The following is a 26,649-nucleotide window of genomic DNA, read 5'->3' on the forward strand; positions in this document are numbered from 1 at the left end:
GAACCGATGGACGAATTGACCGGAGGACTCGCCGGAGACAGTGAGGATGGTCTCATCTCCCCGGAGGGAGGGGTGCACCACCTGTCCGGCTTCGGTGTGATGTCCGACGCTGAGAACTCGCCGGGTGTCGATGTTCACGACCACCTGTGGTGGTACTCGGACGGTGCCCTGTGGGACCTCGGGCCCGCGGAGTTCGATGCGAACGGAGACGGTGTCCGTGACTCGCTGACCTGCGAGGTCGATGGTTCCCCGGCGATCGTCGCCGATACCGACGGGGACGGGCGAGTGGACCGGGTGTCCGTTCTGCGAACAGATTGCCGAGTCGACGCGGGGGCGTTGGGCGAGCATGACGCCGAGTGGAGTCCGACGACGCTGGGCCGACTCGAATAGCCGCTGGTCGCGATGCCCGGGGGTTCGGTCCACGGCGTATGGGGCGTATCCTGGGGCCAGTATGCGTTCGCACAGCCACTGCGCGCAGGCACCCGTGAGTTTTCGATGAGGAGATCCGCATGACCGCTGCGACAATTCCGGGCGTCGAGCCCGGGAGCGCCCCTACCAAGCACGCCGGGCTCATCGCCTGGGTGGCCGAGGTTGCCGAATTGACGCAGCCCGACCGAGTTGTCTGGTCGGATGGCAGCGACGAGGAGTGGGATCGCCTCACTGCGCAACTCGTCGAGTCCGGCACCATCACCAAGCTGAACGACGAGCGCAAGCCCAACTCGTACCTGGCGCTCTCGGACCCCGCGGACGTCGCCCGCGTCGAATCTCGCACCTTCATCTGCAGCAAGACCGAAGAAGCCGCAGGCCCCACCAACAACTGGGTGGAGCCCTCCGAGATGCGTGCGACCATGACGGAGCTGTACCGCGGCTGCATGCGCGGACGCACCATGTACGTCATCCCGTTCTGCATGGGTCCCCTCGGATCGGACGATCCCAAGCTCGGCATCGAGATCACCGACTCCGAATACGTCGTGCTGTCGATGCGCGTGATGACCCGCGTCGGCCCCAAGGTGCTCGAGGCGCTCGGTGAGGACGGCTTCTTCGTCCAGGGCCTGCACTCGGTGGGCGCCCCGCTGGAGCCGGGACAGACCGACGTGCCGTGGCCCTGCAACACCGAGAAGTACATCGTCCACTTCCCCGAGGACCGGGTGATCTGGTCCTACGGCTCGGGCTACGGCGGCAACGCGCTGCTGGGCAAGAAGTGCTACGCGCTGCGCATCGCCTCGGCGATGGCGCACGACGAGGGCTGGCTGGCCGAGCACATGCTGATCCTGAAGCTGATCAGCCCCGAGGACAAGGTCTACTACGTCGCCGCGGCGTTCCCGTCGGCGTGCGGCAAGACCAACCTCGCGATGATCCACCCCACTCTCGACGGATGGCGTGCGGAGACCGTGGGCGACGACATCGCCTGGATGCGCTTCGGCGAGGACGGCCGGCTGTACGCGGTGAATCCGGAGTTCGGCTTCTTCGGCGTCGCACCGGGCACCAGCTACGATTCGAACCCGACGGCGATGAAGACCGTCGAGGCAGGCAACACGATCTACACCAACGTCGCGCGCACCGACGACGGCGACGTGTGGTGGGAGGGCATCGGCGGCGAGACCCCGGCGCACCTGATCGACTGGAAGGGCAACGACTGGACCCCCGAGTCCGGGACCAACGCCGCCCACCCGAACTCGCGCTACTGCACCCCGATGTCGCAGTGCCCGACGCTGGCTCCCGAGTGGGACGATCCGCAGGGCGTGCCGATCTCGGCGATCCTCTTCGGCGGTCGCCGGAAGACCACCGTGCCGCTGGTCACCCAGGCCCGCGACTGGGAGCACGCGGTCTTCATGGGCGCGACCGTCGGTTCCGAGCAGACCGCCGCGGCCGAGGGCAAGGTGGGCACCGTCCGCCGCGATCCGATGGCGATGCTGCCGTTCCTCGGCTACCACGTCGGTGACTACTTCAAGCACTGGCTGAACATCGGCCGCAAGGAGGGCGCGCAGCTCCCCGCGGTGTTCTACGTCAACTGGTTCCGCCGCGGCGAGGACGGCCGCTTCCTGTGGCCGGGCTTCGGCGAGAACAGCCGCGTCCTGAAGTGGATGGTCGATCGCATCGAGGGCAACGTCGAGGGCGTCGAGACCCCGATCGGCATCGTCGCGGCGCCGGGCGAGCTCGATCTCACCGGACTGGACGTCTCCGAGGCCGATCTCGCCGAGGCACTCGCGGTGAACGCCGACGAATGGCGCGACGAACTGCCGACCATCGAGGAGTGGTTCGAGTTCGTCGAGGACGGCAAGGACAAGCTCCCCGCCGAGCTCGCCGACCAGCTCAAGCACCTGCGCGATCGCCTGGGCTGACGCTCAGAGTCCGCTGACGAGAGGCCCGACCGGTTCGCCCGGTCGGGCCTCTCGTCGCAGCGGTCGGCCCCGGGAAACGCGGCCGGGACCGCCGTTCACTCCGGCGGGACGAACACCCAGGGTGTGCGAACCAGCGTGGACGGGTCGAATCGCTCCGCCAGAACGCTCAACGTGACCGGTTCACCGGCGGCGGCCAGTCCCAGCGACTCCGCCATCATCGACAGCGCCGATGCCGCGTCCACCCCGTGGCCGGCGAGATCGGTCAGGGTGACGGCGCCGTCGCGCTTCGCGAGGCGGGCACCGGAGCGGTTGAGGACCATCGGCACGTGGGCGTATTCGGGCGGGCGGTGACCGAGCAGAGTCGCGAGGAAGGCCTGCCGGGGTGCGGAGCTGAGCAGATCGTCGCCGCGGACCACCTGGTCGACACCCGTGGCCGCGTCGTCGACCACCACCGCCAGGTTGTACGCCGGGGTTCCGTCGTTCCGGACCAGGACGAAGTCGTCGACGTCGCCGGTGAACTCGCCGTACAGCAGGTCATGGACGGTGAACGACGAGACCTCGGCGCGCAGGCGGATCGCGGCGGGCCGCTCCGACCGTCGTTGCGCGCGCTGCGCCTCGCTGAGGTCGCGGCACGTTCCGGGGTAAGCGCCCTGCGGCGCGTGCGGTGCGCTCGGCGCTTCGAGGATCTCCCGGCGAGTGCAGTAGCACTCGAACGTGCGTCCGGCGGCCACCAATTCGTCGACCACGGCGCGGTACTCCTCGAGCCGCTGTGACTGGTAGACGACAGGCTCGTCCCAGCTGAGGCCGAGCGCCGCGAGATCCCGCAGCTGCCGGACGTCCGATCCCGGTCGGACGCGGTCGAGGTCTTCCATCCGGATCGCGAAACCGCGGCCCGTGGCATGGGCGAACAACCATGCCAGGACCGCGGTGCGCAGGTTTCCGATGTGCAGATCGCCCGACGGCGACGGTGCGAAGCGGCCCGCGGGGCTCGGCGGCAGCATGTCTACACGGTAGTGTCGACCGCCGCCGTCGTCTCCGCCCGGTACCCCGGCCTCGTGCTCTCCGGCCGGACCAGGAAGAGCGCCGCGACCACGCCGACTATCAGGATCGATGCGGGCAGCAGCATCGACTGCGCCATGGCGGTGGAGAACGGCGCCACCAGGAAGTCCGGCAGTTGCCCGACGCCCACCGAGCCGCTGTCGCCCGCGCCGGGCACGTTGGCCTCCAGCCGGGACTGCATGCCGGCGGCGATGGCGGCCGACCCGATCACCGACCCGATCTGTCGAGTGGTGTTGTAGATGCCGGCTCCGGCGCCGGCCTGCCGCGGCGGGAGATTGCGGGTGGCGGTGGTCGCCAGCGGTCCCCACATGCCGGCGTTGGCGATGCCCATCAGCGCGGCGGGCAGCAGGAACATCGGAATGGCGGTGTCCGCGTTCATCATCGACGCATACCAGAACAGCGAGACGCTGTAGAGGCCGAGGCCGGGTACCAGCAGGAATCGGGGATCGGTCCGGTCGAGGAGCTTGCCGGCGAGCGGGGCGAGCACCCCGGCGAGGACGGCCATCGGAATCAGCAGCAGCGCCGACTTCGTGGGGCTCAGTCCGCGTGCCACCTGGACGTAGAACATCATCGGGAGCGTCATACTCGTGACCGCGAAGCCGACGACGGCGATGCCGAGGTTGGAGATGGAGAAGTTCCGGTCGCGGAACAGTGCCAGCGGAACCAGCGGTTCGCTCGCGGTGCGGGATTGCTGCCAGAGGAACAGCGCCATGATCGCCACACCGCCGATCACCATCGTCCACACCCAGGCGGCCCAGTCGTACTTCTCGCCCTCCTGGAGACCGAAGACGATGAGGAAGAGACCGATCGTGCTGATCGTCACGCCGACGACGTCGAACCGGTGCTGGTGGGTCTCGAGGCGGGGAACCAAGCGCCACGCCGCGGCGAAGCCGATGACGCCCACCGGGACGTTGATGATGAAGATCCACTCCCAACCGGCGTGATCGACCAGCAGACCGCCGGCCAGCGGGCCGACCAGCATCGCCACACCCGCCACCGAACCCCACAGACCCATCGCCGCGCCGCGCTGATGCGCCGGGAACGTCCTGGTGATCACGGCCATGGTCTGCGGGGTGATCATCGCGGCGCCGAGACCCTGGACGGCGCGGAACGCGACGAGCATGGCCAGGGAGTTCGACAGACCGCAGCCCAGTGACGACAGGGTGAAGACGGTGATGCCGATGAGGTAGAGATTGCGGGGACCGAAGCGGTCGCCCATCCGCCCGGTGATCAGCAGCGGCACGGCGTAGGCGAGCAGGTAGGCGCTGGTGACCCAGACGACGTTGTCGAGATTGTCGGTGTCGGGGTCGAGCGCCTCTTTGATGGCCGGATTCGCGACCGACACGATGGTCGTGTCGACGAGGACCATGAAGAAGCCGATCACCAGTGCCCACAGTGCGGGCCACGGGCTCCGCTGCGAGTCGGCGGTGCCGGACGAGACTGTCATTTCGAGTCCTTCGAGTCGGTGCGGAGCACGGGTGTCGGTGATGTCGCGGAGTCGACGCCCCACGCGTAGTCGGGATCGGCGAGGCGTTGGAGCAGGCGGTCGGTCCAGCGGAGATCGGTCTCGATCAGATCGGCCTGACGATCCACTTCGATGAGGAACTGCGATTGCACACCGCGGCCGGTGGCATCGCTCAGGCCTCGGCGGTGGACCTCGAGATCGGCGGCGAGCCCCTCGCGCCGCAGCGTCAGGAGAGTGATCACCTCGTCGCGGTCGAGGTTGTGGGCCTCGGCGAGAGCGACCCGGAATTGCGCCGTGCGGTCGCTCCGGGGCAACTCTCGGCGAACCCACTCGGTGACCGCGTCGCGCCCGGCGTCGGTGAGTCGGTACGTGGTCCGCTCGGGGCGGTTGCCCTCGCGGTCCACTCCGACTTCGACCAGGAGTTCTTGTTGATTGAGTCGGTCCACGGTGTGGTACAGCGTGCCGTTCGTGATCGACACCATGCGGTCGTCGCGCCGTTGCCTGAGCAGGCGGACCATCTCGTACGGGTGCATGGCGCCCTCGCGCAGCAGCGCGAGGACCATCACACCGAGCGGCGTGAGCCGCGGTTGTTCAGCCGACATCGAATGCTCCAGATCAATTAGTCCATGTGGACTATATGACGCTGGGTGGTCTCGGTCAATCGGATGGTGTGGGCGGTGGAGGCTGTCTCGACGGTTCGACTAGCCGGGTGGGCGGCGCAGGGGACTCGTACGGGTGACGGCTCCGCTCTCGAGGCGGCCGGTGAAGTACTGCCTCCCCTCGGGGCCGACCACGGTCACCTCGTACCAGCTGCCGTGCACGCGCGTTGCGGTGACGTCACGCCCGTCGACCGACACGCGCCCGCGGTCGTGGTCGGGCATCACCTGCGCCGACGATCCTCCCGGGCGGAGGGACAGATCGCGCAGGAAGCGGTCGGGACCGGTGACGACGACCCGTCGCGCGCGCTGAGGAAGAGGGACCCGGCGGCGTCCGAGCACCGTGTGATGAGCGGCGTCGCCGTCTGCGAAGACGCCGAAGACGGCGGCGCGACGGCCCGTGTTCACCAGTTCCAGGACACCGTCGACCACGTTCGCGGACAGCCGGTACGGCGTGGGCAGCGCCGTGGCGGTTCCAGTCTCCTGCGTCGGAGCGGCGCCGCCCGGCCGAGCCGTCCAGCGGCGACGGAAAGGTGGCGGCGGTGCGGGCTGTGCCGGAACGCGCAGTCCGTCGGTACGGCCGAAATCGAAGGTCGACACCAGATCTCCGCACACCGCGCGGCGCCACGCGGAGATGTTGGGGCAGCGCACGCCGGTGACCGCCTCCATGAGCCGGATCACCGACGTGTGGTCGAAGACCTCGGAGCAGACCCGGCCGCCCACGGTCCACGGGGACACGATGGTCATCGGCACCCGGAATCCGAGCCCCATCGGCTTTCCCTCCCACCACTCGTCGGCCTCCCCGACCGGCGGCAGCGGCGGAACCACGTGATCGAAGTAGCCGTCGAACTCGTCGTAGTTGAGCAGCACCACCGTCTTGCGCCATACCTCCGGGTTCGACGCCAGCGCGTCGAGCAGTCGGTAGGTGATGCCCGCCGATTGGACCGGCGATGAACTGCGGGGGTGTTCGGAGTCGGCCTCGGAGGTGACGATCCACGACACCGCCGGGAGTCGCCCGCTCTCGACGTCCCGGCGGAAGCGCGGGACCAGAGTGCCCGGTTCGCTGCGATACAGCGCGCGATCGTAGAGCTCTGCGGCCTGTTCGCCGAGGCCGCGGGCGGCCCGATGCACCGCCCGTGCCCGGGAGCGTTGATCCGCCGACGGGACCACGTTGCCGTGCGCGTCCTTGGTCCCGGTCTCGATCAGCAGAGTGTAGAAGCCGGTGAGATCCACTCCGGGTTGTCCGGCGCGCGCGACGGCGTCGCGTCCAATGCCTCGGAAGTGCGCGAAGAAGTCGAGGTTGTTGTCGGTGAAGTTGTCCCATTCCTGGTACACGCGCCAGTCGACGCCCTCGCGGTGCAGCGACTCGGCGTACGTCTCCCAGGTGAGACCGGGATGGACGGGTGCGTACATCTCGTTGCCCACCGACCTCGCGCCCCACGGTTCGAATCCGCTGGTGCCGGAGAACAGGTAGTTGCGGTTGGTGCCGGTCCCGGTCGGCGACGATGCGAAGTAGCCGTCGCACACGGTGAACGTCTCGGCCAGCGCGTGGTGGAACGGGATGTCGCGGCGGTCGTAGCAGGCCATCGTGGCCTTGCCCTTCGCCGCGACCCAGCCGTCGCACCGCCCGCCGGCCAGGGCCTGCTGTCCGTCGGCCCACTCGTGAGGCAGAGATGCGAGGTACTCCACCGACAGGGAGCCGCGATTGGCGGCCTCGCGGGCGAGGAACGGGTGGACGCCGCTCTGCAGGAAGACCCCCGGCTTCGCCGAATTGTCGGCGAAGCCGCGGACCCCGCGCATCGTCCCGAAATAATGGTCGAAGGAACGGTTCTCCTGCATCAGGACGACGATGTGCTCGACATCCTCGAGCGATCCCGCAGGCCGGTCCTGTGCCGCTGCCGACACCAACGAAGGAGGAAGAAGCGTTGCGGCGCTTGCGATTCCGGCCGCGCTCGCGGTCAGGCCCAGGAAGTGCCTGCGGGAGTACTCGGAGATCCGTTCGGGAGGAGTCGCCATGAGTGCGCAAGTGTATCGCCCGGCGTCTCCTCCCGGCTCCCGTTACGGGAGCACGGCACTACCGTGCCTGCGACAGCCGTTCGGCGACGATCAGCCGGGCGGCGTCGCCGCAGGTGATCTTCTTCGATGCCGCGGTGTCCAGGACGTGGCCCGCACGGTCGTGCAGCGCCTCCACCTTCTCCTGGGCGCGGTCGCGGGTCCAGTTCTGCTGCTCGCCGAAGGCCTGGATCACGCCGCCCGCGTTGGCGATGTAGTCGGGAACCCAGGTGACGCCGCGTGCGCCGAGAACCTGCTCAACCGACGGGCTGGTCAGCTGGTTGTTCGCCGCGCCGCAGATGATCGCCGCGGCGGTCTCGCCTGCGAGCGTCTCGGTGACGGTGCCGCCCATCGCGCACGGCGCGTACACGTCGAGCTGCGCCGAACGGACGTCGTCGACGATGCGCGCCTGCGGGAAGCGGGCGGCGAAGGCCTCGCGGGCGGGAGCGTACGGATCGGCCGCCAACACGGTCGCTCCGGCACCTGTCAGCAGTTCGGCCAGCTGGACGCCGACCTTGCCGACGCCCTCCACGCCGACCGTTCGGCCGGTGAGATCAGCCGAACCCCACACGCGTTCGGCGGCCGCCAGCAGTGAGTAGAAGACTCCGAGAGCCGTCATCGGCGCGGTGTCGCCCCAACCGCCGCCCGCGACGGTCTTCGACGCCACATACGAGGTGCCCTCGCCGATCAGGTCCATGTCGTCGGAGGTGGTGCCGACATCGCCGGCGGTGATGTAGCGCCCGCCGAGGGTGTCGACGAACCGGCCGTAGGCGCGGAGCAGATCCGGCGACTTGTGCACCGCGGGGTCGCCGATGATGACCGCCTTCCCGCCACCCAGGTCGAGTCCGGCCGCGGCCGATTTGAAGGTCATTCCGCGCGAGAGCCGCAACACGTCGCCGACCGCATCGGCTTCCGCGGCGTAGGGATACATGCGCGTTCCGCCGAGCGCCGGCCCGAGGGCGGTGTTGTGCACCGCGATGATCGCGCGCAGTCCGGTCTCGGCGTCGCGGCAGAACACCACTTGCTCGTGCGGGGGATCGATCGACATGTCCGGGTGCGAGAAGACGCTGGTCTGGGCGAGGACGCGAGTGGCTTCCGACGATGAGTGCGCAGTGGTCATGGTGGTTCCTCCGGGGCGGTTGAGACGGTCGGTTTTCAGCGGATGGGGGTGGTGTCGACGCCGAGTTCGGCGAGACGCGCGCGGTAGCGGTCGATGTTGCGGAGCTTGACGTCCTCGTAGCCGACCACCAGTTCGGGGGCGCGGGCCACGTCGACGGCGGCCGCGTACCGCTGCTCGTCGAACTGAGCGGCGGTGAGGCCGGCGACCAAGTCGGTCACCAGATCGCGGTAGTGCGCGAGCAGGCGGCGCTCGATCTTGCGCACCTCGGCGTAGCCGAACGGGTCGAGCTTGGTGCCGCGCAGGAACTTGCCCTTGGCGAGCACGCGGAGCGCGACGTGCGAGCGCGGACCGAGACCGATCTTCTTCTCGCGGCCCATGGCGCGCAGCACCGGCGGATGCAGCTTGTAGGTGAGGCCGGTGGCACCGGGGATCTCGGCGGCGACCGAGTCGATGAACGCCTGGTCGGTGAGCATGCGCGCCACCTCGTACTCGTCCTTGTAGGCGGTCAGGCGATGCAGGTTCTCGGCGACGGCGGCCGACAGCTCGGTGCTGTCGGTGACCGCCCGCTCACGCTGCCACACCAGCTCCACATCCCGGACGTACCGAGCGGCGGCCCGCTCTCCGGAATGCGCCATCAGCTGCGCCGCGCGCCGCTGAACCAGTTCGAGGACGGTCCCGGTGAGCGTGGTGCGGGTGAACAGATGCGTGGGCACCACGGTGTCGCTGCGCGAGACCACCTCGGCGGCCGCGGTGGCCGCGGCGAACGCCTCCGGATCGGCGACGGCCACCCGGCCCCAGCGGAAGGCCGTCTGATTGGCCTTCACCGCGACGCCGTTGACCGCGATCGCCTCTTCGATCGAGGCGGCCGGGATCGGCAGGGCACCCGCCTGGTAGGCGGCGCCCACCAGCAGGAAGTTCGCCGCCGCGGTGTGGCCGAAGATCGCCTCGGCCGCGCTCAGCGCGTCGAACGAGACCACTCGTCGCGCGTGGTCGGAGACGCGGCGCAGCAGCGTGTCGTCCTCGGGGTAGGCGACGTTGCGGTCGTAGACCATCTCACCGGTCGCGACCGCGCTGGTGGAGGCCACCGTCAGGGTGCGCTCGGCGTCGCCGACGCCCACGTGCTTCGCGTCGGCGGCGGTGAGCAGATCGAACGCCAGGACGCAGTCGGCCGAGGCCGGGCTGATCCGGTTCGATCCCGCGCCGGCAGTCGTCCGGGCCGTTCCGTTGGACGCGGTGTCGTCACTGAGCCGCAGGTGCGAGGTGACCGGACCGGCCTTCTGACTCAGGCCGGTCTGGTCCAGGCCCTCCACGTGGAGCCCGGCGCGCAGGGCGGCGGTGCCGAGCACCTGGTTGACGGTCACGATGCCGGTGCCGCCGATACCCGCGAGGAAGATGTTGTGCGTGCCGCGCAGGGTGTCGACCTCGGGGTCGGCGACCGCCGGCGGCACCGGCGCCGGCTTGCTCGGCGCCTTCGCCCCCGCGCCGTCCTCGGGCAGTTCGACGGTGACGAACGACGGGCAGTCGCCGTCGAGGCAGCTGTAGTCGGTGTTGCAGCTGGTCTGGTCGATCCGGGTCTTGCGGCCGAACTCGGTGTCCACCGGCTGCACCGACAGGCAGTTCGACTTCACGCCGCAGTCGCCGCAGCCCTCGCAGACCGCCTCGTTGATGATGACGCGGGTGCGACGCGTCGGCAGGGTCCCGCGCTTGCGCTTGCGGCGCGCCTCGGCCGCGCACTGCTGGTCGTAGATCAGGACGGTGACGCCCTTGACCTCGCGCAGCAGTCGCTGGGCCTCGTCGAGCCGGTCGCGGTCCCACAGGAGCGTGCCCGCGGCGAGCGAGCCCTTCGGGTGGCGAGACGGATCCTCCGCGCACACGATGATCTTGGCGATGCCCTCGGCACGCAGCTTGTGCGTCAGCTGTCCGACGGTGAGACCGCCCTCGGCGTCCTGCGCGCCGGTCATCGCGACGGCCGCGTTGAACAGGATCTTGTACGTGATGTTGACCCCGGCGGCCACACACGCCTGGACCGCGAGCTGGCCGGAGTGGAAGTACGTGCCGTCGCCGACGTTCTGGAAGATGTGCTCGACGTCGGTGTACGGCGCTTGGCCGATCCACTGTGCGCCTTCGCCGCCCATCTGCGTGAGGCCGGTGACCTGGGAGTCGGTACGCGAACTCATGGTGACGAGGGTGTGGCAGCCGATGCCGCCACCCGCGAGGGAGCCGTCGGGCACCGCGGTGGAGCGGTTGTGCGGGCAGCCCGAGCAGAAGTAGGCCGTGCGCTTGGTGTCGAGGAGAGTCAGCTTCGGCGGTGCCGGCTTCGGCACGGTGATCGTGACGCGCCCGTCGAGCACCCGGCGCAGCGGCGCGAGCAGACGGGCGGCGGTGAGCTCGCCGTCGGCGGGCACCAGCGGCCGGCGGTCGGCGTCGCGCTTGCCGAGGATCCGGGGCGCGTCGGCTCGGCCGTAGAGGATGTCGATCACCTGGGACTCGACGAACGAGGTCTTGTCCTCGATCACGAGAACGCTCTCGACGCCGTCGGCCAGACGACGCACCTTCTCCGAGCCGAGCGGGTAGGGCATGCCCACGCGCAGGATGCGGATGCCGGCGTGGAGGAGGTCGTCCTCGGTGAGTCCGAGTTCGCCGAGTGCCTCGCGGACGGAGTCGTACGCGGTGCCGACGGCGACGATGCCGAGCCAGGCGTGCGGCGGATCGACCTCGATGCGGTCGATGTCGTTCGCGGTGGTCATCTTCTCGACCATCGCCCAGCGCGGGCCGTACAGGTCGGCCTCGGCCAGGACGCTGTCGGGCGGCGCCGCCATGACGCGCTGGCGGTACGTCCACGGGCGGCCCTCCCACTCCAGGTCGGGAACCTCGATGTGCAGGTCCGCGAAGTCGCGGTTCAGGGTCCACAGGCCGTCGCACACATCGGCGACGAGCTTCATCGCAGGCCAGCAGCCGGAGGCACGCGAGAGTTCGATGCCGAACATGCCGAACGAGATGATCTCCTCGGCGTTGCGCGGGAACAGGACCGGCATCGAGAGCGCGGCCAGGGAACGTTCACTGGCGGCCGGCACGGTGGACGATTTGGCGGCCGGGTCGTCGCCGACCATCGCCAGGGCGCCGCCCTTCGGGTGCGCGCCGTACATCGCGGCGTGGCGGAAGGCGTCACTCGCGCGGTCGAGACCGGGGCCCTTGCCGAACCAGACGCCGACCACGCCGTCGTGGGTCCGCTTGCCCTTCGGCAGCTCCTGCTGGCTGCCCCAGACGGCGGTCGCGCCGAGTTCTTCGTTCAGGCCGGGGACGAACCGGATTCCGTGCCCGGCGAGATCGGGTACCTCGCCGAAGACCTTGTCGACCGCGGCCAGCGGGCTGCCCTGATAGCCGGAGACGAAGGCGGCCACGTCGCGGCCGGCGCGGCGCTCGCGTTCGTGGTTCTCGATCAGCATGCGTGCCACGGCCTGGACGCCCGTCAGCAGGACCGGTCCCGAATTGGGGCGGTACTTGTCTGCCAGATCGAACGTCGGTGCCTGCGGTTCGGCGACGGAGGTCATATGGGCCACCAATCTGTCGGTCCGCATCTGTGAGGCGGATCACCGGATGATGCTTAAATGGTGGCCATCGGGTGGCAAGGTGGTCAACTGATCGATCTACAACTGGTAGATTTGTTCAGTTGGTGACGTGGATCTCAGTGAGAGGTGACGAATATGCTCAGCATCGACGAGCTCGACGTGGAGTTGTTGAAACTGCTCGAGCGGGATGCCCGCCAGGGCGTGGCGAGTCTGTCGACGACTCTCGGGATCTCGAGGAACACGGTGCAGTCGAGGATCCGGCGGCTCGAAGAAGGCGGCTTGATCGCCGGCTACCGTCCACAGATCGACCTGGCGCAGGCGGGTCTGGTGGTGCAGGCCTTCCTCGCGCTGGAGACCGAGCAGGGCAGCCTCACCAGAATCGCGCGCGAGGTCACCGAGATACCGCAGGTGATCGAGGTGCACACGGTGACCGGGCGGGAGGATCTGCTCGTGCGAGTCGCGACAGCCACTCAGCCCGAGCTGCTGGAGCTGATCGAGACCATCGTGGGGTACCCCGGCGTGATCCACTCCACCACCTGGCTCACCTTGACCGAGCCGCTGCCGCGCCGTGCGGTGCCGGCGCTGGCGGAGTTGGCGAAGGGGACGGGTTGGGGTCGATCGACTCCGCCGCGCGCAGGTGGGGGAGGATGAGACGATGCCGTTGGTTGAACACGATGAGCGAGACGCCCGTTCCTTCCTGGTGTTCTGGCTCTGTCGATTGATCGTCAAAACGCTCATGCGCATCATTCCGGCGACGCCCTCCACCCTCCGCCGGCTGGCGGTCCTCGATCAGTGGGCGGCGCGGAACGCCCGCCCGATCCGAGGCGTCGTCGTGACGCCGGAGACGATCGCCGAGGTTCGCGTCGAGCGCATCACGCCGGACGGGATCGAGGATTCGCGGATCGCCGTGCTGTACACGCACGGCGGCGCGTTCCTGGCGGGCGGCCTCGACACCCACCGGCCGATCGCCGCCGCGATCGCGCGGGCGGTCGGAGCGCCGGTGGTCAACGTCGCCTACCGGCAGTGCCCCGAAGTCGGCGTGGGCACGTCGGTGCGCGACGGCTATGCGGTGTACCGCGAACTGCGGCGGTCGGGCGAGTTCGACGCCGTGGTGGTCGCGGGCGACTCGGCGGGCGGCTACATCGCGGCCAAGATCGTCGAGTACGCCGCGCGGGACGGCCTCGCCTGCCCCGACGCGTACGTCGGGCTGTCGCCGCTGCTCAACCTCTCGCCGGGCGCCGATCGGACGAGCCGTCACGACGCGATGCTGCCGATCAAGAAGATCGAGAAGCTGCGACAGTTCTACGACCAGGGCCCGGAGGTGCTGGACGGCGAGCTGAACGTGACGCTCGACGCGGTGGCGCGGCTGTTCCCGCCCGCGATCGTCGTCTGCGGTCGCGGCGAGGCGCTGCAGAAGGACGCGATGGACCTGTGCGCCGCCCTCGACCGCGCCGGGGTGACCAACGAACTCCACCTGTACGCCGGTCAGATCCACGCCTTCCCCGCCGCGGTCCCCGGTTCGGCGCAGACCAGGGACGCTGTGGCCAGGGTGGCGGAGTTCGTCCGGCGAGCAGTGGGCGCCGGGCGGGAACGCGCCGACATCGCCTGAGCCGTGCCGCCGACGGCCGGGGTGATTGCCAACCACCGGTTGCTCGGCGACGATGAACGGGTGGACCTCCCGGTGAACCCGCCCGTGCAACCGATGCTGGCCAAGGCGGTCACCGCCGTGCCCGACCAACCCGGCGGCGAGCCGGTGTGGTCGTACGAACCCAAGTGGGACGGCTTCCGGGCCTTGATCTTCCGGGACGGGGACGAGGTCGTGATGTCCTCGCGGGGCGGCAAGGATCTGGCCCGCTATTTTCCGGAGCTGGTCGACGCGGCGCATGCGGTGCTTCCCGAGCGGGTGGTCCTCGACGGCGAGGTCGCCGTCGCCCGGCCCATCGGCGGGGTGAACCGGCTCGACTGGGATTCGCTCTCGCAACGCATCCACCCCGCGGCGTCGCGCGTGGCGAGACTGGCGGAGGAGACACCGGCCGTGTTCATCGGCTTCGACGCCCTGGCCACCGACTCGATGGACCTGACGGCGGAGCGATTCGAGGTCCGGCGCAGCGCGCTGCTGGACGCCGCTGCCGAATCCGGAGACGACCGCATCCAGGTCAGCCGCGTCACCCGGGACTCGGCGGTCGCGACCGACTGGTTCACCGCGTTCGAGGGCGCCGGGCTCGACGGCGTCGTGGGCAAGCGGCTCGACGGCGTCTACGTCCCCGGGAAACGGGAGATGGTCAAGGTCAAGCACAAGCGCACCGCCGACTGCGTGGTGATCGGGTATCGCATTCACAAGTCGGGCACCGGACTCGGGTCGATGCTGCTCGGGCTGTACGCCGAGGGGGAACTGCGGATGGTCGGCGGTTCCAGTGCGTTCTCCGACAAGAAGCGGATCGAACTGCAGGAGATGCTCGAGCCGATGCGGCTCGATCCGGATCGCGTCGCACAAGGCGAGGTGAGCCGCTGGCGCGCGGCGGGCAGCGGCGAGTGGATTCCGATCCGGCCGGAGCTGGTGGCCGAGTTCGCCTACGACCAGATGGAGAATCAGCGATTCCGGCACACGGTGAAGTTCCTCCGGTGGCGCCCCGACCGGGAGCCGGAGAGCTGTGGCTACGACCAGCTCGACGTGCCCCTGACCTACGACGTCTTCGACGTTCTCGTGACCGGAGGACAGTGACATGCCGAAACCGAAGCCGGTCCTGCTCGACGTCGACGGGATCGAGGTGAAGCTGAGCAACCCCGACAAGATCTACTTCCCCGAACTGGGCGAGCACGGCGGTCGCAAGGCCGATCTCGTCGAGTACTACCGGAGCGTGGCGCTCGCCGGACCGCTGCTGAGCGCGATCGGCGGGCGCCCGACCTTCCTGCAGCGCTTCCCGGACGGCGTGGACGGTGAGCAGATCTATCAGAAGCACCTGCCGAAGCATCACCCCGATCATGTGCAGTCCACGCGAATCGTGTTCCCGTCCAAGCGGACCGGCGACGCCTTCTGCCCCCGGATCCCGGCCGACGTCGTATGGGCCGCCAACCTCGGGACTGTCACATTCCACACCTGGCCGACGATGGCGCCCGACAACGACCATCCCGATCAGCTTCGGATCGACCTCGATCCGCCGGACGGCAAGGGTTTCGACGACGTCCGCCGGGTGGCGCTCGATCTGGTCAGACCGTTGCTCGACGATCTCGGGATGACCGGGTACGTGAAGACCTCGGGCAGTCGCGGGGTGCACGTCTTCGTACCGATCCGCCCGGAGTGGGATTTCATCGCCACGCGGCGCGCGGTGATCGCGTTCGGTCGCGAACTGGAACGGCGCGACCCCGCCGCCGTGACCCTGTCGTGGTGGAAGGAGGAGCGCGGCGACCGCATCTTCATCGACTACAACCAGAACGCGCGCGACCGGTCGATGGCCTCGCCCTACTCGGTGCGCAAGTCCGCGCGCGCCCGCGTCTCCGCACCGGTGACGTGGGAGGAGTTGGTCGACGTCGATCCCGATGATCTCACCGTCGCCACCGTCCCGGCTCTGGTGGAGCGGCGCGGCGATCCGTGGTCGGGCATCGACGAGCACCCCTCGGGGCTCGAGCGCCTGCTCGAGATGGTCGAGCGCGACGAGGCGAACGGTCTCGGCGACATGGTCTACCCGCCGAACTACCCGAAGATGCCGGGCGAACCGCCGCGCGTCCAGCCGAGCAAGAAGGTCGCCGAGCATTGGGATGAGGCGGGGAACCGGGTGGAGTGACCGGCAGTCGGAGCAGCGCTCACGCGAACTCCTCGGCCCTGCGCTTCAGCAGGGCGCGCGGCGAGTATCCGGTCAGTTCGGTGAACTCCCGTGACATGTGGGCCTGGTCGGCGTAACCGCACGATGCGGCCACGTCCACGGCCCGGCGCCCGGACTCCAGCCGTGCGCGGGCGGTCTCGAATCGGGTGAGGCGGGCCGCCTGTTTGGGGCCGATGCCGAACTCTGCGTTGAACATCGCGGTGAGGTGCCGCGCCGACCAGCCCGACGATTCGACCAGTTCGGAGACGGTGACATCACCGCGGCGGCGGGCGATCACCTCCCAGACCGACAATGCGTCCGACCGCGGTGTGTCCTCGGAGACCGTCTCGGCGAGCATCGCGGCGCACACCGCGCCCCGCTCGCCTGCCGGAGTCTGCGCGAGTCGTTCGTGAAGTCGGCGGGCGAACGCGGTGTCGATCTGTGACAGTTCCACCATCTGCCCGGCCAGCTCGCCGGCGGGCATCCCGAGCAGTGCGCGTACCGCCTCCGGCGAGAGGTCGAGCTGCACGCCGCGTTGGACGCCGTTGTGGTGGATCGTGACCGGTCGCAGGTGGATCCCGGCGATACAGCACCGGAAGGTGGTGGTGACCGGGCTGTCGCCGGAACTGAGGACGAGGCCGTCGGCGAGGTCGACGACCAGGGTGGCGCTGGTGCCGGGCAGCCCCAGGTGCTCGCCTGGAGCGCTGCCCGTCACGTCGTAGGGGACGATCCCGACGCCGGTCAGCCCGCGTAGGTTCCGAAGCTCCATGTGTTCCCCTCCGGGTCGGCGACGGAGAACCCTCGTGATCCATAGTCCTCCTCCGCCATGTCGCGGACCAGTCGCGCACCGATCGCCGTCGCCTTCGCGTACACGGCGTCGGGGTCGGTGACGACCACGTAGAGGGAGGCCGATCCGACCGGAGTGGAGAACGTCGTGTCCTTCTTGCACGCGGAGTGGACCATGACCCGTCCTCCGTCGGGCCAGAGCATCTCCGAATGCAGGACCTCGCCGTCGCCGTCGCCCTCCACGAGGATTCCGGGTTCGAAGCCGATGGATTCGAGCCATTCGCGCAGTGCGACGGGGTCGTCGGAGGTGATGCCTGCCCAGATGTTGGTGTCTTTTCTCTCGTTCATGTCTCCAGTGTCGGCCCGTGCGTCGCCGTGTTCTTGAAGAAATCGGCACGCGGTGCAGTCTCGGTCGCGGGACTTAAGCCCCATTCGACCGGAAGTGGACATAGGTTAGGCTCGGCTCATGAACAAGCTCCTTCGGGTGGCCGTGCTGTTCGCCGTCGGCCTGACGGCACTGTCGCTGACCGCATTCTGCGTAGGGACTGCCGACGCCAAGACGTGGAAGCCCGCCATCGAGGTGTTCCTCGCCGACGGGGTCACCCCGGCCGGCGCGACGCGACTGCACCCCGGCGATCAGGTGGTCGTCAAGGGCACCGGCTTCGATCCGCGCGCCAACACCTCCGGTCTTCCGGTTCCGGTCCCGCCGGGCGTGCCGCACGGGACGTTCGTGACCTTCGGTGCGTTCGCGCCGGATTGGCGGCCGTCGCAGGGAGCTCCCGAATCGTCGCGGACCACCGTCCGAGCCCAGACCAAGTGGGTGCTCTCGCGCGACGCGCTCGACCGGGTGCCCGACGTTCCGTTCGACATGCGCCGCACCGTCCGGCAGCAGTGGGTGCCGCTGAGCCGCAGCGGCGAGTTCACCGCCCGCATCACGCTGGCCACGCCGAAGACCTCGCCGGCCGGCGGCCGCTGGGGCATCTACACCTTCGGCGCTGCGGACGCGGTGAACGCGGCCCAGGAGCTGTCGGTGCCGCTCGACTATTCGACGCAGCCGGGCCCGAACACGCCTCAGCCCGCACCGAAGAACCTGGTGTGGGCGTATTCGCCGAGCTTCGCGCAGACCGTCCGCGGCACCACCTCGGGTGCGCTGTCGGGGAGCGGCGGCGCGGGGGTGGACGACGCGGGAGCGATGTCGTTCGCGCTCGCCGAGAACACGGTCCGCAACGGGCGGGGAGAACTGCGGTACCGCGGAACCGTCGTCGCGTCCACGAAGTTCCACCTGCTCGAGATCGCGCTCGCCGATCCGATCATCCGCGTCGACGGCACCCGCGCGGTGCTGAGCATGCGCACGTCCACCACCGACATGAACGGCGACGACGTTCTGCGGCGCGTCGATGTCGCCGATCTGACGCTCACGCGGTCGCAGGTGGAGCGGCTCTCGCGCGGTGAGGACGTCACGGCGATCGCCGCCGCTTTCCGCTCGGGGATCACTCCCGTCTCCCTCGCCGCGCTGTCGCTGGGGCAGGCGTCGCCGGTGACCGTGCGGTTCTGACGGCGGATCGGCGGCCTCGACACCGCTCGCGGATCGCCGAGCCCAAGTAAGCTCGCCGTGTGAGCGCCGAACCGGGCGACCGCCCGTCCCCGAACGACCCGTCGTGGGCCGCAGCACAGGTCCATCCGGGCGTTCGCGCGGCCGCCGCGTGGACCTGGCGTCTGTTGATCCTCGCCGCGGGGCTGTACGCGCTCGGCAAGCTCTTCCTCTTCGCACAGGAGGTCTTCGTCCCGGTCGCCGTCGCGATCCTGCTCTCGGCGCTCCTCGTACCGTTGGTGGGATGGCTTGAGCGGCACCGGATCCCGCGATCAGTGGGGGTTCTCACCGCGGTGGTCGCGACCTTCGCGATCATCGCCGCCGGACTCACCTTCGTCGTTCAGCAGCTGATCGTGGGCATCCCCCGGATGTCGGGCGACATCGCCGATTCCATCTCCAAGACCCGCAACTGGCTCGAGACCGGGCCGCTGCACATGGACTCGGAGAACCTGCGCAACGTCAGCAACGACATGATCGACTGGCTCAAGGCTCACGAGGCCAGCATCGCGACCGGAGCCCTCGACACCGCAACCGTCGCCACCAAACTGGTGACGGCCGCACTGCTGACGGTGTTCCTGCTGATCTTCTTCCTGTACGACGGCCACCGCATCTGGGAGTTCGTGACGAGGATCGTGCCGTCGGCGCACCGGGAGCACGTGCGCGGGGCGGGCGACGCCGGCTACCGGACGCTGCAGTCGTACGTCCGCGCGACGGTGCTGGTGGCGTTCATCGACGCCGTGTTCATCGGCATCGGCCTGGCGATCCTGCGGGTGCCGATGGTGATGCCGTTGATGGCGCTGATCTTCCTCGGCGCGTTCATCCCGATCGTCGGATCGGTCGCCGCGGGATCGCTCGCGGTCCTCGTCGCGCTGGCCACGCACGGCTGGTTCACCGCGGTGCTGGTGGTGGTCGTGCTGATCGTCGTGATGCAGGTGGAAGGGCATGTGCTGCAGCCCTTCCTGCTCGGGCGTTCGGTGAAGCTGCACCCCGTGGCGGTGATCCTGGTGATCGCGATCGGCCTGATGGTCGCGGGAATCGTCGGCGGCCTGCTCGCCGTCCCGCTGCTGGCCTTCGCGAACACCGCGGTGAGTTTCCGGCCCCAGGAGGGCCTCGATCAGGACTGGCTCCTGGAGGAGCCCGTCGACGTCTCCGGAGGGGAGAATCCATGAGCTACACGGTCGCAGACCTCATCGTCGACACCATCGCGGCAGCCGGGGTGCGACGGATCTACGGCATCCCGGGTGACTCGCTGAACGGCTTCACCGACGTCCTGCGGACGTCGAAGGACGTGACATGGACGCATGTGCGTCACGAAGAGGGGGCCGCTTTCGCGGCGGCGGGTGAGGCCGCGATCACCGGCGGGCTCGCAGTGTGCGCCGGCAGCTGCGGTCCGGGAAACCTCCATCTCGTCAACGGCCTGTACGACGCGCATCGGTCGCGGGTGCCCGTACTGGCGATCGCGGCGCAGATCCCGGCGGGCAATGTGGGGACGCGGTACTTCCAGGAGACTCATCCCGAGCAGATCTTCGCCGAATGCAGTTCTTTCTGCGAGACGCTGAGCACCGTCGACCAGCTGCCCTACCTTCTCGACATCGCCGTCCGGACGGCGGTGGAGGAGCGCGGCGTGTCGGTCCTGGTGATTCCGGGCGAACTGTTCCTGAAGAAGATCGACAGGCCGGACCGTGTGTCCCGGATTCGGGCGGCGGGCACCGTGATGCGCCCGGACGACGAGTCGCTGCAGCTCGCCGGCGTCCGGCTCAACGAGTCCGAGCGCGTGACCATTCTCGCCGGCGCGGGAGTGGCGGGTGCCCACGACGAGCTCGTGGCGCTGGCCGAGGCGTTGCGGGCGCCGATCGTGCATGCGCTGCGCGGCAAGGAGTTCGTGGAGTACGACAATCCCTACGACGTCGGCATGACCGGCTTGCTCGGCTTCTCGTCGGGTTACCGCGCCATCGAGCACTGCGACACGCTGTTGATGATCGGCACCGACTTCCCGTACTCCCAGTTCCTGCCGTCGAAGGCGTACACGATTCAGCTCGACGTCCGCGGCAGCCAGATCGGTCGGCGCTGCCGTGTGGATCTCCCGCTCATCGGATCCGCGGCCGACACACTGCCCCTGCTGACAGCGCTCATCTCCGGCGGCCGCAGCGACGAGCACTTGACCACGGCACTCGACCACTATGCGCGCACTCGCGCCGGGCTCGACGAACTGGCGACGTCGTCCGCCGACGGCGATCCGATCCATCCGCAGTACCTGACGAAGCTGCTGTCGGAGATGGCCGCCGACGACGCCGTCTTCGTCCCGGACGTCGGGTCGCCGGTGGTCTGGGCGGCCCGCTACCTGAAGATGAACGGCCGGCGTCGTCTCATCGGATCGTTCAACCACGGATCGATGGCCAACGCGCTGTCGCAGAGTGTGGGAGTCTCGGCGGTCGACCCCGCGCGTCAGGTGATCGCGATGGCCGGTGACGGCGGACTGGCGATGCTCCTCGGCGAGCTGTTGACGCTGGTCCAGAATTCGCTGCCGGTCAAGGTGGTCGTCTTCGACAATTCGTCGCTCAACTTCGTGGAGCTGGAGATGAAGGCGGCGGGCTTCGTCACGTTCGGCACCGATCTGGAGAATCCGGACTTCGCCGCGCTGGCCGAGTCGGTGGGGATTTGGGGCCGCCGCGTCACCGATGCCTCGGCCCTGCCCGCCGCGGTGCGCGACTTCCTGGCGCACGACGGCCCCGCCGTCCTCGACGTCACCACCGCGCGGCAGGAGCTGTCGATTCCGCCAGCGATCTCCGCCGCTCAGGCGAAGGGCTTCGCACTGTACGCGCTGCGGACCGTGATGTCTGGCCGCGGCGACGAACTGGTCGACCTCGCCGAGACGAACCTGCTCAAGCGGCTCTTCTGAGCTAGCGCCAGAATCTTGTCGAGTTGAGTACCTGAGAGGGTGCCGACTCGACAGGATTCTGCGCGCGAAATTCAAGTGGTCCCCTGCCCGGAAACGGGCAGGGGACCACATCTGCGGAGGATAGGGGATTCGAACCCCTGAGGGCTGTTAACCCAACCCGCGTTCCAGGCGAGCGCCATAGGCCACTAGGCGAATCCTCCAGGCAGAACGATCGTAGCGGGTGGGGTGCATGGAACCCAAAACGACCCGCTACACTGTTCTACGGATCCCGCGCGGCGTGCATCCTGTGAACTCCCCCAGGGCCGGAAGGCAGCAAGGGTCAACGGGCTCTCTCGGGTGCGCGGGGTCCGCTTAACTTTTTTCGCGCGTTACATCTGCAGCCGCCGCGAGGCCGCGTCTGTGGGAGAGGTTCACGTTGAACTTTCACTCGATGAGTGTCGACCAACTCCGCACCACCCAAGACGATCTGCGAAAGCGCTACGAGGTCCTCCGGGCAGCCGGACTCAAGCTCGATCTGACACGCGGCAAGCCGGCCCCCGACCAGCTCGACCTCTCCAACGAGATGCTGTCGCTGCCGGGGCAGACGTACACCAGCCCGGACGGCACCGACTGCCGCAACTACGGTGGCGTCACCGGTCTGCCAGGACTCCGTGCGATCTTCGGCGAACTGCTCGGCACCGGCGCCGACCGCACCCTTGCCCTCGGCAACGCCAGCCTGCAGATCATGCACGACATCACGGTGCACTCACTGCTCGGCGGAAACCCCGACTCCGACAAGCCGTGGTCGGCCGAGCCGATCAAGTTCCTCTGCCCGGCTCCCGGCTACGACCGCCACTTCGGCATCACCGAGCGGTACGGCATCGAGATGATCACCGTCCCGATGAACCCCGACGGCCCCGACGTCGATGCCTGCGCGGCGCTGACCGCCGCCGATCCGTCGATCAAGGGCATGTGGCTGGTCCCGACCTACTCGAACCCCACCGGGTACTCGGTGTCGGAGGAGGTCGCGCGCAAGCTGGTCGCGATGCCCGCCGCCGCCGACTTCCGCATCTACTGGGACAACGCATACGCGGTGCACACGCTGGTCGAACGCGCACCCGAACCGCTGCCGATCCTGGATCTGGCCGCCGAGGCCGGCAACCCGAACCGCGTCTACGTCTTCGGGTCCACCAGCAAGATCACCTTCGCCGGCGCCGGCGTGGCGTTCTTCGCGTCGTCGAAGACCAACCTCGACTGGTTCACAAAGAACGTCAGCGTCTCGACCATCGGTCCGGACAAGCTCAACCAGCTGCGGCACCTGATGTTCCTGCGCGACGCCGACGGCGTGCGTGAACTGATGGCCCGGCACCGCGAGCTCATCGCACCCAAGTTCGCGAAGGTGCTGGAGATCCTCGAGGACCGGCTCGCCGACAGCAAGATCGCCTCATGGACTCACCCCGAGGGCGGCTACTTCATCAGCCTGGACGTCATCGACGGCACCGCGAAACGCACCATCGAGCTGGCGAAGGATGCCGGCATCGCGCTGACGGCCGCCGGATCCACCTTCCCGTACAAGAAGGATCCGCGCGACGAGAACATCCGTCTCGCCCCGACCTTCCCGTCGATCGACGAGCTCGCCACCGCAATGGACGGCGTCGCCACCTGCGCGCTGCTCGCCGCGACCGAGGTGCTGCTGGGCTCCGAGTAGCGACTCCCGGTGAAGCTCGAACGGTCGACGCCGGCGGTCGTCGGATTCCTCCTCGCCGGGCTGCTCTCGGTCTGGGCACAGCACTCCCTGATCCCCTTCACCGAGCCGTACTGGGGGCTGTTCCAGAACTTCCTCGATCTCGACGTGTACCGGGCGGGCGCCCAGGTGGTGCTCGACGGCGGTGATCTCTACCAGGCCAAGCTGCTCGGCCAGATGGACTTCACCTATGCGCCGCTGTCGGTGGTTCTCTTCGCTCCCTTCGCGTGGATGGCGGCGGGCCCGGCGCACCTGGTCTGGACCATCGCGATCTTCGTCGCGCTGTATCTGGTGGTGGTGCTCGGGTTCAAGAGTCTCGGACACGAGGTCACCTGGCGGCTGCGTGCGATCGCGGTGTCGATCGTGCTGCTGAGCGCGCTGCTCGAGCCGGTACGGTCGACCATCTGGTTCGGACAGATCAACGTCTTCCTGATGCTGCTGGTGATCGCCGATCTGGCGCGGCCCGAGGGCAGCCGGCTTCGGGGCGTCGGCGCCGGTATCGCCGCGGGCATCAAGCTGACACCGCTGATGTTCGGTGCGTACCTCCTGGCGATCCGGCAATGGCGGACCGCGGCGAGCATGGCCGCCGGCTTCGCGGCGTCGGTGGTGCTCGGGTTCGCCCTCATGCCGTCGGCGTCGAAGGACTTCTGGTTCGGCACGATGTTCGACTCCGACCGGGTCTCCTCGCCGCAGACCTATGGCAACCAGTCCATTCGCGGCGCGATCGCCAATTTCACCCACACCGACCACCCGAGCACCCTGCTGTGGCTGGTGCTCTCCGCCGCGCTGGTGCTGCTGGCGGGCCGTGCCTGCGTCCTGGCGCATCGGCACGGTCAGGAACTGCTGGCGCTCTCCATCGTCGGAATGACCTCGTGCGCGGTTTCCCCGGTCGCGTGGTCGCACCACTGGGTGTGGCTGGTCCCATTGCTTGTGGTCGCGATCCACCAGATCGCCGAACGGATCCCCGGCCCGGGCGCCTTCGCGCTGGCCGCGCTCACCCTCGGCGGGTTCGCATCCGCGATCGCCTGGCGGACGCACTTCGCCTTCCCGATGTGGTACGCCAACCGCAGCGTGGAAGAGGCGTACCTGACGGGCCTGTTCTTCAAGCACCCCCCGCCGTTCGACTGGTTCACCACCCAGCCGTTCACACTGATCCTCGTCGTCACCTCGGTGGTGACGATCGTGGCGTATCGACGGCCCGGACCCGGGCGACCGGCGCCCGCGGCCGGCCGGTCGTGAGCGCCGGCACGGCTGTCGGGGCTCGCCGGTAGTCTTGCGTCGTGGCTCTCTATCGCACCTATCGCCCGGCAACCTTCGCCGAAGTCGTCGGCCAGGAGCACGTCACCGCGCCTCTGAGCCGAGCCCTCGATACCGGCCGCATCAATCACGCCTATCTCTTCTCCGGTCCGCGCGGCTGCGGCAAGACCTCGTCGGCCCGCATCCTGGCCCGCTCACTCAACTGTGAGCAGGGCCCGACGTCGACCCCGTGCGGCACATGTTCGTCCTGCGTCTCGCTCGGTCCCGGCGGACCGGGCAATCTCGACGTGGTGGAGCTCGACGCGGCCAGCCACGGCGGCGTGGACGACACCCGCGATCTCCGCGACCGCGCGTTCTACGCGCCGGCCGAGTCGCGCTATCGCGTCTTCATCATCGACGAGGCGCACATGGTGTCGTCGGCCGGCTTCAACGCGCTCCTGAAGATCGTCGAGGAGCCGCCGGAGCACTTGATCTTCATCTTCGCGACCACCGAGCCGGAGAAGGTGCTGACGACCATCAAGTCGCGGACGCACCACTATCCGTTCCGTCTGCTCGCGCCGCCGGTGATGCGCGGTCTGTTGGAGAACATCTGCGCCAAGGAGGGCGTGGTGGTGGCGCCCGAGGTGTATCCGCTGGTGATTCGCGCCGGCGGCGGCTCCCCGCGCGACAGCCTCAGCATCCTCGATCAGCTCCTCGCCGGTGCGGGTGACGAGGGCGTCACCTACGACCGCGCGCTCGCCCTGCTCGGTGTCACCGACTCGGCGCTGATCGACGCCGCGGTGGAGGCCCTCGCGGCGGGCGACGGCGCAGCGTTGTTCGGCGTCGTCGAGCGGGTGGTCGACGCCGGGCACGATCCGCGACGCTTCGCGATCGATCTGCTCGACCGTTTCCGCGACCTCATCCTGGTGCAGGCGGTGCCGGACGCCACCGAGCGCGGGCTGGTGGAGGCCCCCGAGGATCAACTGGCCGCGATGCGCGAGGCCGCGGCCGAACTGGGGCCCGCGACTCTGACGAGGTACGCCGAGGTGGCGCACACCGCGCTCGGCGAGATGCGCGGCACCACGTCGCCGCGCCTGTTGCTGGAGGTGATGTGCGCCCGTCTGCTTCTGCCTGCGGCCTCGGCCGACGACGCTGCGCTGCTGCAGCGAATCGAGACGCTGGAACGGCGTCCCGCGGGAGCATCCGCCCCGGGCTCCGTGCCCGTCGCGGTGACGGACGCTCCCGCCGCCCCCGCCGCGGACGAGCCCGCACCGCGCTTCGTCCGGCCTTCGCAGCGCAAGGCCGTCGAAGAAGCGCGTGCGGCCGTCGACACGGCCGATGCGCCTGCGCCGGCATCCGAGCCCCGCGCGCCTGAGCCTCCCGCTCCGCGGCCGAGCACGCCCGCACCCGAACCCAGCGCACCCGAACCCAGCACTCCCGCCCCCGAGTCCGCTGAGGCGCCGCGCGCCGAGGAGCCCGCGGTCTCGGCTCCCCATCCGCCGGAGGTGTCTGATCCACGGGCTCCGGAGCCGCCGCAGCAGCGCGAGCCCGTCGGACGCGAGCACACGCAGCGCGAACAGGTGCAGCGCTCCGCCGCGGACGAGGAGATCCCGCCACCGCCCGAACCGCCGATGGACGCCGATCAGCTCCCGCCGGCGGACGAGCCGCACCAGCCCGATCCCGCGTCCGAACCGGCCCCCGAACCGGAACCGCAGGCCCCGACAGGACTCACGGTGGACGCCGTCTCGGCTCGGTGGCCGGACATCCGTGCGGCTGTGCGGACGCAGAGCACCGTCCTCGAAGCGATGCTCTCGGCCGCTTTCGTACATCAGGTCGACGGCACCCAGGTGGTGCTCGGACATCCGCATCCCGCGCTGGTGGGACGCCTGTCCGACGATCGCGGACTGCGTGCCCTGACCGCCGCGGTGGTCGAGGTCTTCGGCGAGGGCTTCAGCGTCGCCGTCGTGCACGCCCAGCCCGGGTCGGCACCGGCGGCGGCGCCGACCCCGCAGCGCACCCCGGAACGGGAACAGCCCCGCCGTCAGACGTACACCCGGCCGAGCCGGCCACGGTCGGAGCAGACGCACGGTGAGCAACCGGCCCCGCCGCCCGCGCCGGAGGAACCCGAACCGGAGCCGCCGGTGCCCGACGAGGAGCTGACCGACGCCGAACGTGACGAGATGGTGGCGCAGGCCCAGTCGGGGACCCCGGACGACCGTCTCGACCCCGACCAGGTGGCCCTGGAACTGCTCAAGTCGGAGCTCGGCGCTCGGCCGGTCGAGTAGCCGCGCGTAGACGAATCCCCGACCCGCCGACTACTCGGCCGCGCAGGCCGGACGGCGAATCGGGGA

At 69.2% G+C, this 26,649-nt stretch carries 20 protein-coding genes, 1 tRNA gene and 1 other RNA gene; 13 read left to right on the forward strand and 9 right to left on the reverse strand.

Annotated elements, in window-relative coordinates:
* The first annotated feature begins 6 nt into the window (after positions 1–6).
* Entirely contained in the window at positions 7–390 is a 384-nt protein-coding gene (locus ACE11G_RS01180; RefSeq protein WP_231650293.1) for a DUF6802 family protein, read from the forward strand.
* Positions 391–509: 119 nt separating this feature from the next.
* Complete coding sequence (locus ACE11G_RS01185; RefSeq protein WP_006897427.1) at positions 510–2,342, forward strand: phosphoenolpyruvate carboxykinase (GTP); 1,833 nt, start codon at positions 510–512, stop codon at positions 2,340–2,342.
* Between the two features lie 95 nt (positions 2,343–2,437).
* On the opposite strand, the gene gluQRS is transcribed toward ACE11G_RS01185, so the two are convergent.
* The 6 genes from gluQRS to ACE11G_RS01215 all read right to left on the reverse strand — a co-directional run bounded on the left by gluQRS (position 2,438) and on the right by ACE11G_RS01215 (position 12,245).
* Positions 2,438–3,343, reverse strand: coding sequence for a tRNA glutamyl-Q(34) synthetase GluQRS (gluQRS, locus tag ACE11G_RS01190; protein WP_006897426.1), 906 nt, complete (start codon positions 3,341–3,343; stop codon positions 2,438–2,440).
* A gap of 2 nt (positions 3,344–3,345) precedes the next feature.
* Positions 3,346–4,848: a DHA2 family efflux MFS transporter permease subunit gene (locus ACE11G_RS01195; protein WP_375003389.1), complete on the reverse strand. Its 1,503-nt coding sequence runs from the start codon at positions 4,846–4,848 to the stop codon at positions 3,346–3,348.
* Positions 4,845–5,468 carry a PadR family transcriptional regulator gene (locus tag ACE11G_RS01200; protein ID WP_375003391.1) on the reverse strand — a complete coding sequence of 208 codons (624 nt, stop codon included), beginning with the start codon at positions 5,466–5,468 and terminating at the stop codon, positions 4,845–4,847. Before ACE11G_RS01200 ends, ACE11G_RS01195 begins: the two co-directional genes overlap by 4 nt.
* Positions 5,469–5,567: 99 nt before the next feature.
* Positions 5,568–7,538, reverse strand: coding sequence for an alkaline phosphatase family protein (locus ACE11G_RS01205; protein ID WP_375003393.1), 1,971 nt, complete (start codon positions 7,536–7,538; stop codon positions 5,568–5,570).
* A gap of 58 nt (positions 7,539–7,596) precedes the next feature.
* Complete coding sequence (locus tag ACE11G_RS01210; protein WP_375003395.1) at positions 7,597–8,694, reverse strand: Glu/Leu/Phe/Val dehydrogenase; 1,098 nt, start codon at positions 8,692–8,694, stop codon at positions 7,597–7,599.
* 35 nt (positions 8,695–8,729) lie between these two features.
* On the reverse strand, positions 8,730–12,245 hold the full coding sequence (locus tag ACE11G_RS01215) for an indolepyruvate ferredoxin oxidoreductase family protein (RefSeq protein ID WP_375003397.1): 3,516 nt from the start codon (positions 12,243–12,245) through the stop codon (positions 8,730–8,732).
* A 153-nt stretch (positions 12,246–12,398) separates the two neighbouring features.
* On the opposite strand from ACE11G_RS01215, the gene ACE11G_RS01220 reads away from it, so the two are divergent.
* The 4 genes from ACE11G_RS01220 to ACE11G_RS01235 are packed head-to-tail and all read left to right on the forward strand — an operon-like array spanning position 12,399 to position 16,045.
* The gene (locus tag ACE11G_RS01220; protein ID WP_006897420.1) at positions 12,399–12,914 is read left to right on the forward strand and encodes an Lrp/AsnC family transcriptional regulator; all 516 of its coding nucleotides are present in this window, start codon (positions 12,399–12,401) and stop codon (positions 12,912–12,914) included.
* 4 nt (positions 12,915–12,918) lie between these two features.
* The gene (locus ACE11G_RS01225) at positions 12,919–13,872 is read left to right on the forward strand and encodes an alpha/beta hydrolase (RefSeq protein ID WP_045539243.1); all 954 of its coding nucleotides are present in this window, start codon (positions 12,919–12,921) and stop codon (positions 13,870–13,872) included.
* 60 nt (positions 13,873–13,932) lie between these two features.
* Positions 13,933–14,985, forward strand: a complete 1,053-nt coding sequence (locus ACE11G_RS01230; protein ID WP_006897418.1) for an ATP-dependent DNA ligase — start codon at positions 13,933–13,935, stop codon at positions 14,983–14,985.
* 1 nt (position 14,986) lies between these two features.
* Positions 14,987–16,045, forward strand: a complete 1,059-nt coding sequence (locus ACE11G_RS01235) for a DNA polymerase domain-containing protein (RefSeq protein WP_045539230.1) — start codon at positions 14,987–14,989, stop codon at positions 16,043–16,045.
* Between the two features lie 19 nt (positions 16,046–16,064).
* Here ACE11G_RS01235 and ACE11G_RS01240 read toward each other — a convergent pair whose 3' ends face one another.
* Positions 16,065–16,832, reverse strand: a complete 768-nt coding sequence (locus ACE11G_RS01240) for an AraC family transcriptional regulator (RefSeq protein ID WP_045539232.1) — start codon at positions 16,830–16,832, stop codon at positions 16,065–16,067.
* On the reverse strand, positions 16,805–17,197 hold the full coding sequence (locus ACE11G_RS01245) for a VOC family protein (protein WP_006897415.1): 393 nt from the start codon (positions 17,195–17,197) through the stop codon (positions 16,805–16,807). The genes ACE11G_RS01240 and ACE11G_RS01245 overlap by 28 nt, the downstream gene beginning before the upstream one ends.
* A 118-nt stretch (positions 17,198–17,315) precedes the next feature.
* On the opposite strand from ACE11G_RS01245, the gene ACE11G_RS01250 reads away from it, so the two are divergent.
* Genes ACE11G_RS01250 through poxB form a run of 3 tightly spaced genes read left to right on the forward strand, consistent with a single transcriptional unit; the run spans position 17,316 to position 21,339 of the window.
* Entirely contained in the window at positions 17,316–18,404 is a 1,089-nt protein-coding gene (locus tag ACE11G_RS01250) for an HtaA domain-containing protein (protein ID WP_375003400.1), read from the forward strand.
* Positions 18,405–18,463: 59 nt separating this feature from the next.
* The gene (locus ACE11G_RS01255; protein ID WP_006897413.1) at positions 18,464–19,609 is read left to right on the forward strand and encodes an AI-2E family transporter; all 1,146 of its coding nucleotides are present in this window, start codon (positions 18,464–18,466) and stop codon (positions 19,607–19,609) included.
* On the forward strand, positions 19,606–21,339 hold the full coding sequence (gene poxB, locus ACE11G_RS01260; protein ID WP_045539236.1) for a ubiquinone-dependent pyruvate dehydrogenase: 1,734 nt from the start codon (positions 19,606–19,608) through the stop codon (positions 21,337–21,339). Before ACE11G_RS01255 ends, poxB begins: the two co-directional genes overlap by 4 nt.
* A 114-nt stretch (positions 21,340–21,453) precedes the next feature.
* Here poxB and ACE11G_RS01265 read toward each other — a convergent pair.
* Positions 21,454–21,539 (reverse strand) — tRNA-Ser (locus ACE11G_RS01265).
* Positions 21,540–21,598: 59 nt separating this feature from the next.
* Here ACE11G_RS01265 and ffs point away from each other — a divergent pair.
* The 4 genes from ffs to ACE11G_RS01285 all read left to right on the forward strand — a co-directional run bounded on the left by ffs (position 21,599) and on the right by ACE11G_RS01285 (position 26,583).
* An RNA gene (gene ffs, locus ACE11G_RS01270) (signal recognition particle sRNA small type) lies at positions 21,599–21,695 on the forward strand.
* Positions 21,696–21,754: 59 nt separating this feature from the next.
* Positions 21,755–23,026, forward strand: coding sequence for an aminotransferase class I/II-fold pyridoxal phosphate-dependent enzyme (locus ACE11G_RS01275; protein WP_006897411.1), 1,272 nt, complete (start codon positions 21,755–21,757; stop codon positions 23,024–23,026).
* Positions 23,027–23,035: 9 nt separating this feature from the next.
* Complete coding sequence (locus tag ACE11G_RS01280; RefSeq protein WP_062366364.1) at positions 23,036–24,301, forward strand: glycosyltransferase 87 family protein; 1,266 nt, start codon at positions 23,036–23,038, stop codon at positions 24,299–24,301.
* Between the two features lie 41 nt (positions 24,302–24,342).
* A complete protein-coding gene (locus ACE11G_RS01285; RefSeq protein ID WP_346074834.1) occupies positions 24,343–26,583 on the forward strand; it encodes a DNA polymerase III subunit gamma and tau in 2,241 nt (746 codons plus the stop codon).
* The last annotated feature ends 66 nt before the right edge of the window (positions 26,584–26,649 follow it).

Source organism: Gordonia sp. PS3, assembly GCF_041950545.1.
Lineage (GTDB): Bacteria > Actinomycetota > Actinomycetes > Mycobacteriales > Mycobacteriaceae > Gordonia > Gordonia sihwensis.

What these genes read in the sequence shown, in the direction of transcription:
- ACE11G_RS01180 (WP_231650293.1), top strand. Translation starts at nt 7, where the DNA reads ATGGACGAATTGACCGGAGGACTCGCCGGAGACAGTGAGGATGGTCTC.
- ACE11G_RS01185 (WP_006897427.1), top strand. Translation starts at nt 510, where the DNA reads ATGACCGCTGCGACAATTCCGGGCGTCGAGCCCGGGAGCGCCCCTACC.
- gluQRS (WP_006897426.1), bottom strand. Translation starts at nt 3,343, where the DNA reads ATGCTGCCGCCGAGCCCCGCGGGCCGCTTCGCACCGTCGCCGTCGGGC.
- ACE11G_RS01195 (WP_375003389.1), bottom strand. Translation starts at nt 4,848, where the DNA reads ATGACAGTCTCGTCCGGCACCGCCGACTCGCAGCGGAGCCCGTGGCCC.
- ACE11G_RS01200 (WP_375003391.1), bottom strand. Translation starts at nt 5,468, where the DNA reads ATGTCGGCTGAACAACCGCGGCTCACGCCGCTCGGTGTGATGGTCCTC.
- ACE11G_RS01205 (WP_375003393.1), bottom strand. Translation starts at nt 7,538, where the DNA reads ATGGCGACTCCTCCCGAACGGATCTCCGAGTACTCCCGCAGGCACTTC.
- ACE11G_RS01210 (WP_375003395.1), bottom strand. Translation starts at nt 8,694, where the DNA reads ATGACCACTGCGCACTCATCGTCGGAAGCCACTCGCGTCCTCGCCCAG.
- ACE11G_RS01215 (WP_375003397.1), bottom strand. Translation starts at nt 12,245, where the DNA reads ATGACCTCCGTCGCCGAACCGCAGGCACCGACGTTCGATCTGGCAGAC.
- ACE11G_RS01220 (WP_006897420.1), top strand. Translation starts at nt 12,399, where the DNA reads ATGCTCAGCATCGACGAGCTCGACGTGGAGTTGTTGAAACTGCTCGAG.
- ACE11G_RS01225 (WP_045539243.1), top strand. Translation starts at nt 12,919, where the DNA reads ATGCCGTTGGTTGAACACGATGAGCGAGACGCCCGTTCCTTCCTGGTG.
- ACE11G_RS01235 (WP_045539230.1), top strand. Translation starts at nt 14,987, where the DNA reads ATGCCGAAACCGAAGCCGGTCCTGCTCGACGTCGACGGGATCGAGGTG.
- ACE11G_RS01240 (WP_045539232.1), bottom strand. Translation starts at nt 16,832, where the DNA reads ATGGAGCTTCGGAACCTACGCGGGCTGACCGGCGTCGGGATCGTCCCC.
- ACE11G_RS01245 (WP_006897415.1), bottom strand. Translation starts at nt 17,197, where the DNA reads ATGAACGAGAGAAAAGACACCAACATCTGGGCAGGCATCACCTCCGAC.
- ACE11G_RS01250 (WP_375003400.1), top strand. Translation starts at nt 17,316, where the DNA reads ATGAACAAGCTCCTTCGGGTGGCCGTGCTGTTCGCCGTCGGCCTGACG.
- poxB (WP_045539236.1), top strand. Translation starts at nt 19,606, where the DNA reads ATGAGCTACACGGTCGCAGACCTCATCGTCGACACCATCGCGGCAGCC.